The organism is Burkholderia sp. L-4 (assembly GCF_056856535.1).
The window spans coordinates 2,201,367-2,213,154 of record NZ_JBXEOX010000002.1; the positions used below are offsets into that span (position 1 = coordinate 2,201,367).

General features: G+C 67.2%; 10 protein-coding genes. 6 read left to right on the forward strand and 4 right to left on the reverse strand.

Translation table 11 applies throughout. The annotated features are described in order from the left end of the window. Positions 1–71 precede the first annotated feature (71 nt). The 4 genes from AC1VVG_RS26805 (at position 72) to AC1VVG_RS26820 (ending at position 3,598) form a co-directional block, all read left to right on the forward strand. Positions 72–728 (forward strand): amino acid ABC transporter permease, encoded by a 657-nt coding sequence (locus AC1VVG_RS26805; RefSeq protein ID WP_034191439.1) that lies wholly within the window; start codon positions 72–74, stop codon positions 726–728. Continuing rightward, positions 725–1,480: an amino acid ABC transporter ATP-binding protein gene (locus AC1VVG_RS26810; protein ID WP_059556505.1), complete on the forward strand. Its 756-nt coding sequence runs from the start codon at positions 725–727 to the stop codon at positions 1,478–1,480. Before AC1VVG_RS26805 ends, AC1VVG_RS26810 begins: the two co-directional genes overlap by 4 nt. Continuing rightward, positions 1,477–2,787 carry an NAD(P)/FAD-dependent oxidoreductase gene (locus tag AC1VVG_RS26815; RefSeq protein WP_059556506.1) on the forward strand — a complete coding sequence of 437 codons (1,311 nt, stop codon included), beginning with the start codon at positions 1,477–1,479 and terminating at the stop codon, positions 2,785–2,787. The genes AC1VVG_RS26810 and AC1VVG_RS26815 overlap by 4 nt, the downstream gene beginning before the upstream one ends. A gap of 79 nt (positions 2,788–2,866) precedes the next feature. Continuing rightward, positions 2,867–3,598, forward strand: coding sequence for a class I SAM-dependent methyltransferase (locus tag AC1VVG_RS26820; RefSeq protein WP_482836776.1), 732 nt, complete (start codon positions 2,867–2,869; stop codon positions 3,596–3,598). Positions 3,599–3,622: 24 nt separating this feature from the next. Here AC1VVG_RS26820 and AC1VVG_RS26825 read toward each other — a convergent pair whose 3' ends face one another. Beyond that, positions 3,623–5,044, reverse strand: coding sequence for a cytochrome-c peroxidase (locus AC1VVG_RS26825; protein WP_034191435.1), 1,422 nt, complete (start codon positions 5,042–5,044; stop codon positions 3,623–3,625). A 95-nt stretch (positions 5,045–5,139) separates the two neighbouring features. Then, the gene (locus AC1VVG_RS26830; RefSeq protein WP_034191434.1) at positions 5,140–6,813 is read right to left on the reverse strand and encodes a phospholipase C; all 1,674 of its coding nucleotides are present in this window, start codon (positions 6,811–6,813) and stop codon (positions 5,140–5,142) included. Between the two features lie 404 nt (positions 6,814–7,217). On the opposite strand from AC1VVG_RS26830, the gene AC1VVG_RS26835 reads away from it, so the two are divergent. Next, positions 7,218–8,075, forward strand: a complete 858-nt coding sequence (locus AC1VVG_RS26835; RefSeq protein ID WP_034191678.1) for an EamA family transporter — start codon at positions 7,218–7,220, stop codon at positions 8,073–8,075. Positions 8,076–8,533: 458 nt separating this feature from the next. Here the strand turns inward: AC1VVG_RS26835 and AC1VVG_RS26840 are convergent, their stop codons facing one another. Beyond that, the gene (locus AC1VVG_RS26840; RefSeq protein WP_482836777.1) at positions 8,534–9,166 is read right to left on the reverse strand and encodes a type VI secretion system amidase effector protein Tae4; all 633 of its coding nucleotides are present in this window, start codon (positions 9,164–9,166) and stop codon (positions 8,534–8,536) included. Between the two features lie 399 nt (positions 9,167–9,565). After that, positions 9,566–10,039: an Lrp/AsnC family transcriptional regulator gene (locus tag AC1VVG_RS26845; RefSeq protein WP_049032428.1), complete on the reverse strand. Its 474-nt coding sequence runs from the start codon at positions 10,037–10,039 to the stop codon at positions 9,566–9,568. Between the two features lie 322 nt (positions 10,040–10,361). On the opposite strand from AC1VVG_RS26845, the gene AC1VVG_RS26850 reads away from it, so the two are divergent. Beyond that, positions 10,362–11,747 carry an amino acid permease gene (locus tag AC1VVG_RS26850; RefSeq protein ID WP_034191430.1) on the forward strand — a complete coding sequence of 462 codons (1,386 nt, stop codon included), beginning with the start codon at positions 10,362–10,364 and terminating at the stop codon, positions 11,745–11,747. Positions 11,748–11,788 lie beyond the last annotated feature (41 nt).

The window sequence follows — 11,788 nt, forward strand, 5'->3', positions numbered from 1 at the left end:
CCGGACGGTATCGCCCGCGTGTCGCGGGCACCCACTGCGGCGCGTCGCCAGGCCGTCGCATAGGAGACCTCATGTTTTTTCAGAACGCGATCGATTTCCTGCCGATCCTGCTGAAGGGCGCGGTGGTCACGATCGAGATCACCGCATGCGCGTTCGTGCTCAGCTCGGTGCTCGGGCTGATCCTCGCATTGCTGAAGGTGTCGCGCAACCGCGTCGTGGCGACGGCCGGCAGCACGGTCGTCAACGTGATCCGCGGGCTGCCGATCATCGTGCAGCTGTTCTACATGTACTTCGTGCTGCCCGATCTCGGCATCCAGCTGTCGGCGTTCCAGGCCGGCGTGCTCGGCCTCGGCATCGCGTACTCCGCCTACCAGGCGGAAAACTTCCGCGCCGGCATCGAGGCGATCGACCGCGGCCAGATCGAGGCCGCGCACGCGATCGGCATGCGCGGCCCGATGATCATGCGGCGCGTGGTGCTGCCGCAGGCGTTCCGCATCGCGCTGCCGCCGTACGGCAACACGCTCGTGATGCTGCTGAAGGATTCATCGGTCGCATCGACGATCACGGTCGCGGAGATCACGCGCGCCGGGCAGCTGATCGCGTCGTCGACGTTCCAGAACATGAGCGTCTATACGCTCGTCGCGTTGCTGTACCTCGCGCTGGGCTTGCCGCTGATGTTCGGCGTGAACCGGCTCGGCAAGCGGCTCTCGCTGAGGAGAAGCACATGATCCGGATCGATGCGATACACAAGCGTTTCCAGCAGCACGCCGTGCTGAAGGGCGTGAGCCTCGACGTGCAGCAGGGTGAGGTCGTGTGCCTGATCGGGCCGTCCGGCTCGGGCAAGTCGACCGTGCTGCGCTGTATCAACGGCTTCGAGACTTACGACGAAGGGTCGATCACGATCGACGGCGTGAAGGTCGATGCGCATTCGAAACGCATTCACGAGCTGCGGATGCGGGTCGGCATGGTCTTCCAGCGCTTCAACCTGTTCGCGCACCGCACGGCGCTCGAGAACGTGATGGAGGGGCCCGTCCACGTGCGGCGCAGGCCGGCCGCGCAAGCGCGCGAGCAGGCCCGCGCGCTGCTCGACAAGGTCGGGCTCGCGCACCGGATGAACGCATACCCGTCCGAACTGTCGGGCGGGCAGCAGCAGCGCGTCGCGATCGCACGCGCGCTCGCGATGGAGCCGCAGGCGATCCTGTTCGACGAACCGACCTCGGCGCTCGACCCCGAACTCGTCGGCGAGGTGCTCGGCGTGATGCGCGGGCTCGCGCGCGACGGCATGACCATGGTAGTCGTCACGCACGAAATGGCGTTCGCCCGCGAGGTGGCCGATCGCGTGTGCTTCCTGCACGACGGCACCATCTGCGAAAGCGGCGCCGCGCGCGACGTGCTCACGCAGCCGAAGCATCCCCGCACGCAGGAATTCCTGCGTCGCCTGCTGGCGTCGGACGACGCCGCCAACCCGGATCGAACATGAGTGCAAGGAACGCGGCACCCGGATGGCCCGACACGCAGTGGCCCGATTCGCTGTGGGCGGCGACCGCCGCGCCGGCGCCCGATACCCCCGCGCTCGATGCGTCCGCGTCGTGCGACGTCGCGATCGTCGGCGCCGGCTTCACCGGCCTGTCGACCGCGCTCCACCTGGCCGAACGCGGCGTGAACGTGCGCGTGATCGACGGCGCGCAGCCGGGCTGGGGGGCGTCGGGCCGCAACGGCGGGCAGGTGATTCCGGGCCTGAAATACGATCCCGACGAACTGATCCGCCGGTTCGGCGACGAGGCCGGCGAGCAGCTTGCCGGCGTGGTCGGCGGGGCGGCCGACACGGTGTTCGACCTGATCGCGCGGCACGCGATCGACTGCGACGCGCGTCGCCACGGCTGGATCCAGCCGGCGCCGACCGCCGCGATGCTCGAGACGGTCGCGCGGCGCGCGCAGCAATGGGCCGCGCGGGGCGCGCCGGTCGAACTGCTCGGTCGCGACGACGTCGCGCGCCGACTCGGCACCGGCGCCTACGCGGGCGGCTGGATCGATCGCCGCGCGGGCAGCGTGCAGCCGCTCAGCTATACGCGCGGCCTCGTGCGCGCCGCACAGGCGAGCGGGGCGGTCGTGCACGGGCTGACGCGCGCCGTCGGGCTGACGCGTGCCGGCGGTCGCTGGCAGGTCGCGACCGCCGGCGGCGCGACGGTATCGGCCGACCGCGTCGTGCTCGCGACCAATGGCTATACCGACGGACTGTGGCCCGGCTTGCGCCAGTCGGTGATCGCCGCGAACAGCTTCATCGTCGCGACGCAACCGCTCGCGCCGGAACTCGGCCGCGACATTCTCGCCGGCGGCGAAGTCGCATCGGATGCGCGGCGCCTGCTGCTGTACTTCCGGCGCGATGCGGCGGGACGCCTGCTGATGGGCGGTCGCGGCCCGTTCGCGGAACCGCGTGCGGCGAGCGACTGGCGCCATCTCGAGCGTGCGGCGACGCTGCTGTATCCGCAACTCAAGGGCGTCCGGTTCGAATACCGCTGGGCCGGACGCGTCGCGATCACCGCGGATTTCATGCCGCACGTGCACGAGCCGGCGCCGGGCGTGACGATCGCGCTCGGCTACAACGGGCGCGGCATCGCGATGGCGACGACGCTCGGCAAGCATCTGGCCGCGCACCTGTCGGGCGACGCGCAACTGCCGCTGCCGTTCCGCGTCACGCCGATCCGGCCGATTCCGTTTCACGGGCTGCAGCGCTTCTATATCGCGGCCGGCGTGGCCTGGTACCGGCTGCTCGACAGCCTGTCGTAACGCAGGCGGGAAGCAGGATCGCCAACCGTCGTCCGATCGGTCAGAATCGACACTCCCAGTTTCAGCCGACGGATGCCGCATGACCGATCCGAACGAATCGCCCGGCCGCCGCGCCTATGCGAGCTTCGCGCAACGCTACGCGGACATCGCGCCGACGAAGGCGCACAACGCGCTGTACGAACGGCCGGCGACGCTGGCGCTGCTCGGCGACGTCGACGGCCTGACGGTGCTCGACGCCGGGTGCGGCCCCGGCATCTGCAGCGAACACTTGGCGCACCGCGGCGCGACCGTGCATGCGTTCGACGTCACGCCGGAGATGGTCACGCTCGCGCGAACGCGCTGCGACGGCCTCGCGGTCGACATCGTGGAAGGCGACCTGGAGGCGCCGCTCGCGTGGCTGCCGGATCATGCGGTCGACAAGGTGCTGTGCTCGCTCGCGCTCGACTACGTGCGCGATCTCGCGCCGACGCTGCGCGAATTCAGGCGCGTCGCGCGCCCCGGCGCGACGCTCGTGTTCTCGATGGCGCATCCGATGCGCGACTGGATGGACGAACGGACGCGCGGGGAAGGCACGTACTTCGACACGTCACGCTTCGGTTTCCACTGGTCGGGGTTCGGCGAGCCGAGGCCCTACGTCGAAGCCTGGCGGCGGCCGCTGGCCGACATCCTGAATGCGCTCGCCGACGGCGGCTGGCGGCTCGACCGATTCGTCGAACCGAAGCCGCTGCCGGAGATGAAGGCGGCGTCGGAACGGCTCCACGCGGAGCTGTCGCTGGCGCCGGCCTTCCTGTGCATCCGCGCGCGCCGCTGATGCGGCGCGACGCCCGCGCGGCGTTCAGTGCCGTGCCGGCTCGTCGTTCAGCGTGCCGAGAAACGCCTCGATGTCCTTGATGTCCTGCGCGGTCATCGCGGGCTTGTCGCCCGGCTTGCGGTCGAACGGCGCGTCGGTCACGTCGACGTTCGCGCGATATTTCGGCGGGAGGTCGTCGTACTCGTCGACCTTGCCGTCCGCGCCGCGCGAATAGAACTTCTGCGGCGAGATGCTGCGCTCGTTGTAGAACGCCATCACTTGGTCGAGCGTATGGAACACGCCGTTGTGGAAGAACACGCGGCGCGTCGCCGAGTTGCGCAGCGTCGGCGTCAGGAACATCCCGCAATACTGCGTCTGGTCCTTCAGGTCGTCGCGGAACGGTCCGCACACGCCGAGATCGTGGAACGCCGGGTTGCGGTTCTGCGCAAGCGCCTGGTTGCGCGGCGCACCGAGCGCCTCGTACTGGTAATCGGTGAACATCGGCGGCAACCCGTCCTTGCCGGGTTTCGACAGATGGCAGCCCGCGCAATTCGCCTTGTCCGGATCGTTGAACAGGCGCAGGCCGCGCAGCTCGGCCTGCGTGAGGCGCGCGCGGCCTTCGAGCCAGCGGTCGTACTTGCTGTTGTACGGATGGAACGACGGATCCTCGACCTGGTAGCGCGCGATCGCGAACATCGCCTCCGACACCGCGAGCTGCGGGCTGTCGAACACGCGCGCGCCGAACAGTTGCACCAGCTGCGCGCGGTGCGACGACTGCGCGAGCTTGCGCGCCACGTCGTCGATGCTCGCGTTCGCCATCTCGACCGGATTCAGCAGCGGGCCGAACGCCTGCTGCTGCAGCGTGTCGGCGCGGCCGTCCCAGAACATCCCGCCTTGCGGCACGAGCTGCGGCGCGGCCGACGTGCCGGCCACCTTCTGCGCCTTGACGACGCCGGCCGCCGACGCGGCCTGCTGCGCGACGCTCGGCGCGGCGTCGTTTTCGCCGGCATCCGGGCCGATGCTGAAGTTCGGCTGGCGGTACAGGTACATCAGCGACGGCGGCGGGCGATAGCCCTGCTGCGTCATCGCGAGGCCGCCCGGCTGCACGTCGAGCGCATTCGGCGGCCCGTACGCGTGGTCGGGGCTGTGGCACGACGCGCACGACTGCTTGCCCGACGCGGACAGCGACGGATCGTGGAACAGCGCGCGCCCGAGCTGCGCGACCGCCGACAGCGGCTGCGCGGCGGGCCGCTGCAGCACGACCGGATGCGGGTTCGCGCCGGTCCAGTCGGCGACGACGGTGCCGATGGCCGCCGGCACCCGCGCGGGAAACGCGATCGCGAACGCGCCGTAGCCGAGCACGGCCGCGCCGAACACGAACGCCGCGCGGCGCGGCAGGCGGGAAGGGGCGCGCGGCGCGGGGGGGCCGGAGGCGTCGGAAGAGGGGAACGCGGGTCGGGCTGTCATGCTGTCGATCGGAACTCGGGCGCCGCTCGACGCGGCGCGTTAAATGGAAACGGCCGGCGCGCGAGGCGCCGGCCATGCGGTCGGGCAGGCGACGCTCAGATCGCCGGTGCGGCGCTCAGTGCGGTGCCGAGCGTCGGGTCGAGGTACAGCGGCGTCGTGTTCGGCTTCGACGTGAAGTCGAACAGGTTGCGCAGGTCGCCCGCGGTCGCATCGAACGAACCGCCGCCGATGCGCTGCCCGCCGAGCCAGTTGTCCTCGATGAAGCGCACGACGGACGCCTGGTCGAGCATCGTGTGGTCGACGTAGTTCTGCTTCGCATACGGCGAGATCACGACCAGCGGAATGCGCACGCCCGGGCCGCAGCGGCCGTTCACGGTCGCGCCGTTCACGCCGGTGGTGCCGCCCGTGCCGCACTTGCCGGCGCCATTGACCTGGTCGACCGGGTCCGACGATGCGTGCGTCGGCGCCGTGTACACGTGGTCGTACCAGCCGTCCGAGTCGTCGTACGTGACGATCACGGCCGTGTTCTGCCAGTCCGGCTGCTGCTGCAGGAAGTTGACGACCTTGGTCACGAACGCCTGCTCGTCGAGCGGATCCGAATAGCCCGCATGCCCGTCCTGCGCGGCCGGCGCCTTCAGGTAGCTGACCGACGGGAAGTTGCCGGCCTTCACGGCGGCGAAGAAGTCGTCCGTGTCGTACTGGTGGTTCGCCGGCTCGGCGGTCTTGCCGTCGGCCTGGAAGCTCGAACCGATCGCCGCGACCGAGCTCGGGCGCGTGTGCTGCGGGTTCGCGGTCGACGCGTAGTACTGGAACCAGTTGTGGTGCGGGATGTAGTCGGCCGTCGCGGCGTTCACGGCGGTGGCGACCGTGCTGCGCGCGCAGCCCGTCGTACCGTTGCCGTTCGTCGTCGACAGGTTGAAGCCGCCCATGAAGCCGCCCCACGTGATCTTCGCGCCGTTCAGCAGGTCGCCGATGTTCTTGCCCGTCATCATCGCCTGGTCGGTCGTGCTCGAGCACACGTCGAAGCCCGGGTCGACGTCGTTGATCATCGTGAAGCCGCCCTGGCCGTCATTGATGTAGTACGAGCTGGCCGCGAGCGTCGACGGCTGCTTCGACGTCTTGACGATCTGCATCCCGTTGGTCTGGCCGGATACCACGTTCAGCGCGCCGGGCGTCGACGGGCCGTAGACCGTCGTGAACGTGTTGTCGCTCATCGCGAAGCGCTGCGCGTAGTTCCACAGCGCGGTCACGGTGTTGCCGTCGAAGTAGCCCATCACCTGGCCCTTCGTGCCGAACGCGCCGGCGCCGCCGGACGAGCCCTTGCCGGTGTACTTCGGGAACAGGTCGGCGAGGCCGTTGTCCTCGGCCTGCTGCTCGGCCGTGTACGCGTGGTTCTGGTCGGCGGTCGCGGCCTGCGTGCGGTCGAGGCGGAACGGGTTCGCCGCGTCGGTGCCGTTGGCCGTGTTCGTGAAGTTCGGGTTCGCGGTCAGCAGCGTGCCCGTCAGCCCGTTCGACGTCGGCGTGCCCGCTTTCGCGGTGAACGCCGGTTCGCCCGACGGGTTCGTCGCGTTCGGATAGGTGCCGAAGTAGTGGTCGAACGAGATGTTCTCGCCGTAGATCACGACCACGTGCTTGATCGGCGTGGCGGTCTGCAGCGCATCCTGCGACGACACGGCGGGCGTCGACGTGGGATCGTCGCTGCCGCCGCAGGCGAACAGCGCCAGCGCCGCGGCTGCGCAGGCGGTGACGAGCAAGGCTTGACGGAACATCGGGAAACTCCAGGTAAGGTCTTCGAGGGTGGGGCGCGGCTCCGTCGCCGTGGCGTGTCGGTCGGCGCGGAGCGCGTGAGAGAGCACGCGCATTGAAACAGCCGCATATGAAGATATGGGGACGGAGTGGTTTCGTGACGGTTGCACCGCGGTATCGATTCCATTACGCCGGCACGAGGCGCGAAAGAGAACGGAAAGGGGCAGACCGCGTGCGGCCGCCGCGGCAGGTGCCGCGGCGCGGCGGGCCGCTGCCGCCGATGCCGCGCCGGGCGGGGCGGCGCACGGCCGGCGGGCGCGTTCGCGCCGCCGTACACGCCGACGTTTTTGACAATCCGGTGACGGATTCATACGATGAACGCCCTGCGGCGACGATCGACGTCGCCGCGCGTCTGCGAGTATTCATCGTGCCGATTCCCGTCCTGTTTGCCGTGCTGTGCGCCGCGTTCCTCCATGCGGCGTGGAACGCGCTGGTCCGCGGCAGCGGCGACCGGCTGCGTTCGGCCACCGTGCTGCAGATCGCGATCGGGCTGTTCGCGCTGCTGTTCCTGCCGGCCGCCGCGCCCATTTCAGCGTCGAGCTGGTTGTGCGTCGTCGCGTCGGCGGTGCTGCACGTCGTCTACACGTTGCTGCTCGTGCGCGCGTACGAGCATGGCGACCTGACCGTCGCGTATCCGGTCGCGCGCGGCACCGCGCCGCTGCTCGTCACGCTCGGCGCGGCGGCGTTCGCGGGCGAGCGGCTGAACGTCGGCGCGCAAGGCGGGCTCGTGTTGATCTGCGCGGGCATCCTGGCGATCGGGCTGGATCGCGGACGCGGCGCAACGCATCCGATCGCGAGGGTGCTGCCGACCGCGTTCGCGACCGGCGTGTCGATCGCGGCGTACAGCGTGGTCGACGGGATCGGCGTGCGCGAGAGCGGCAACACGGTCGGCTATACCGCGTGGATGTTCGTGCTGACGGGGGCGATGATGGCCGCGTACTACCGGCTGCGCGCGGGGCCGTTGCGGCTGACGCAGGAGGTCGGCGAAACGGCGAAGGCCGCATGCGGCGGGGTGTTCGCCGCGCTTGCGTACGGCATCGTCATCTGGGCGATGGACCGGGCGCCGATGGGGCCGGTGTCGGCGCTGCGCGAGACGAGCGTGGTGTTCGCGGCGCTGATCGCGCGCGTGTATCTCGGCGAGCGGCTGACGCCGCGCCGAGCGGCAGGGTGCATGGTGATTGCTTGCGGGGCGTTGTTGATCAGTGCGTTCGAGGCGGTGCGGTGAGCATTGACGATAGTCGCAAGTTTAGGCGGTTGCAGACGAAATCGTCACACGCACCGATGTAACGGGCTGTCGCTTGACGGGGCGAGGCGGCGCACAAACTGCGTTGCGCCGCTCCGGTGATCCGGCCTAGCTGAAGAGACCTAGCGCAGGCGCCGCGTAGCTCGCGAGATGAAAAACGACGACGAATAGCGTAGCCATAACGAACACGTTTCCCCATCTACGCGACGACCAGCGCCGATAAGCGAACGCATTGATGACGGCAAAGAGGACCGAGGGCCACAACGTGAGTGCGAGCAGACCGACCACGAATACCGCCTGAGGAGCGCAGTGCTCCATGTCGTTGCAGCCGGTCGAATGTGACGGTGTAGTGGGCCAATGAATTCGGCTGAACGTGTAAAGGGATGCCCAGGTAACGAGCAAGCCCCATATGAATCCGCCGAGGGTGACGGCCAGCCGTTTCATTCAACTTCCCAGAAAAGGATTTCGTTCGAATTGGCGAGGTCCGAGTACCAGTTTCCGCGTCGGCCCCGAAGATAATCGAGCGGGTTAATCATGGACGGCACGCCAATGCGAAATCGCCAGAACGACGCAGCCGAGGGTGTGAGCGTGTCCTTGTTCCACAGATCGATATGTCGGCCGCTGAATGCGTCAGCCGAATCACCGTCCTGCCGCCAATAACCGAAGAAATAGACGATACCGGTTCGGCCTTTTACCTTGTCCTGCCAATCCTGTCCGGTGATATTTTCCGGCTTGCCCAAGCCAAGGAATGGGCGAAGCTTCAACCATTCTGCTAGTTCGTAGGCGCGGGTCGCAGTTGCCTTCCCATCGAGGATGAGGCGTCCGAGCGTTCGTTTTCCTGGCATGGGCTTCAATACTTTCTGAGAAAACGACTTCATGCCGCTGCCGATTGCGTGGAAAGTTACGCTCATCCGGATCGCGCATTGATTTTTATACTCGCCGGTCGGGTCATCATATGGATCCTTCTTCGGATATGCGTTCCAAAGCTCCCGAAATGTCAGTGTTTTGAGCTGTACCGTTTTTTGAGAATGCGGCGTGTCATTGGTGCGGACTTTCGTGGACGGGTTCGGCATCGGCTACGCCCCATATGTGGCGGCGATGACGAATCCGACGGAAGCGGTCGGATCGCTGGCTGTTGCTACGGCGGGTTGCATAGTCGATTCCTGATGCATTAAGGAATCGAAGACGATCGCTGATTAGAAACAAGTCGCCTATTAGACTTGTACGACTTCTCGTGAAATTTGCTACCGATTGATGGGCGTCCCATTAATCGGTGCCCTCGCACGATGCCGCAGTCGAACACGTTTTCCGGGCAATGTCGATCACGACAGACGCGCCGCGACAGCTACGTTGCGCAGGAAAGCGCAGCCTGTGGCCCTGCGAGCTGCTCAACGCCTGCCTGACGCAGCCGGAACCATGATGATGCCTGCGGCACCGGCGACCTTCGCGTGAACACCTCGCCCGCGCGGGTGTTACGCTTCCACCGGCATCGCGCTCGTACACTTGATTTCGTCGAGGCACACGCTCGAATGCACGCCGCTCACGCCGGGGATGCGCATCAGCGTCTCGAGCAGGAATCGCGACAGCCCCTTCAGATCGTGCGCGACGACTTTCAGCACGTAGTCGATGTCGCCCGTCACCGAGAAACATTCCTGGATCTGCGCGAGATCCGACACGAGTTTCTGGAACTTCGACAAATCGCGGATATGCCCGCGCTCCATCGTCACGTGCACGAACGCGGTGACGCCGAAGCCGAGCGTGTCGGCGCAGAGCCGGGTTTCGTAACGGCGGATCGCGCCGATTTCCTCCAGCCGGCGATGGCGCCGCAACGTCTGCGCGGGCGACAGTCCCACGGCCTTCGCCAGATCGAGGTTCGACGCGCGGCCGTTCTCCTGCAGCACCGACAGCAAGTGACGATCGATGCGATCGAGAACCGGGTCAGGCATTTTTGTTTCCTCATTCGTCTCCTGGATGCAATCTTATCTCATAATGTAGGGTTTGCATGAGCGGGTTACGCAACCCGATTTCGCGGTCGCGACGCTAAACTGACCCCGGATTTTCGTATGCGGCCGCGGCAGCGCGGCGTGGGCGGAGGAGTCGGCGGCCAGTGTGGCCGGCACGCCGACGCAAATCGGTTGCCGCCTCACGCGAAGATTGCAGTCCCCAACCCGGCGCCCCCACGAACGGCCGCCGGCACAGTAAAACAGCGCCCGGCACACCGAGGCGCGCCGCACCGCGTCAGGCGGAGGCGGACAGAGTGGAGAAGACATGGTTTCTGGTAACGAGAGCGACGGCCTGAAGCGCGGGCTGAAGAACCGGCACATCCAGCTGATTGCGCTCGGCGGCGCGCTCGGCACGGGGCTGTTCCTCGGCATCGCGCAGACGATCAAGATGGCCGGCCCGTCCGTGCTGCTCGGCTATGCGGTGGCCGGCATCGTCGCGTTCTTCATCATGCGCCAGCTCGGCGAGATGGTCGTCGACGAGCCCGTCGCCGGCTCGTTCAGCTTTTTCGCGAACAAGTACGTCGGCCACTTCACCGGCTTCCTGTCGGGCTGGAACTACTGGGTGCTGTACATCCTCGTCAGCATGGCCGAGTTGTCCGCCGTCGGGATCTACGTGCAGTACTGGTGGCCCGGCGTGCCGACCTGGGTGTCGGCGCTGGTGTTCTTCGTCGCGATCAACCTGCTCAACCTGGCGAGCGTGAAGTCGTACGGCGAGACGGAATTCTGGTTCTCGATCATCAAGGTCGCCGCGATCGTCGGCATGATCGGCTTCGGCGGCTGGCTACTCGCGAGCGGCCACGCGGGGCCGGAGGCGAGCGTGCGGAACCTGTGGCAGCACGGCGGCTTCTTCCCGAACGGCGTGTCGGGGCTCGTGATGTCGATGGCCGCGATCATGTTCTCGTTCGGCGGGCTGGAGCTGATCGGCATCACCGCGGCCGAGGCCGACGATCCGAAGCACAGCATTCCTCGCGCGACCAACCAGGTGATCTACCGGATCCTGATTTTCTACATCGGCGCGCTCGCGGTGCTGCTGTCGCTGTATCCGTGGGAAAAGGTCGTCACCGGCGGCAGCCCGTTCGTGCTGATCTTCCACGCGCTGAGCAGCAACGTGGTCGCCAACGTGCTGAACGTGGTCGTGCTGACGGCCGCGCTGTCGGTCTACAACAGCGGGGTGTACAGCAACAGCCGGATGCTGTTCGGCCTCGCGCAGCAGGGCAACGCGCCGAAGGTGCTGTGCTCGGTGAACAAGCGAGGCATTCCGCTCGCCGCGCTCGGCGCGTCGGCGCTCGCGACCGGCGTGTGCGTGCTGGTCAACTACTTCATGCCGGGCAAGGCGTTCGAGGTGCTGATGGGCCTCGTCGTGTCGGCGCTGATCATCAACTGGGCGATGATCAGCCTGATCCACCTGAAGTTCCGCCAGGCCAAGCGCGCGGCCGGGGAGAAGACTTCCTTCCGCAGTCTGGGCTATCCTTTCACGAATTACCTGTGCCTGGCATTCATGGCCGGCATTCTCGTCGTGATGTACCTGACGCCGGATCTCCGCCTGTCGGTGTACCTGATCCCGGTATGGCTCGCGGTGCTCGCGATCGGGTATCGCTTCCGTCAGAAGAATGCAGGCTTTGCGATGCACGACGGCGCCTCCGCACGCTGACGCAGGCCACGACCGATCATTCTTCTAAACGAGACCGACAT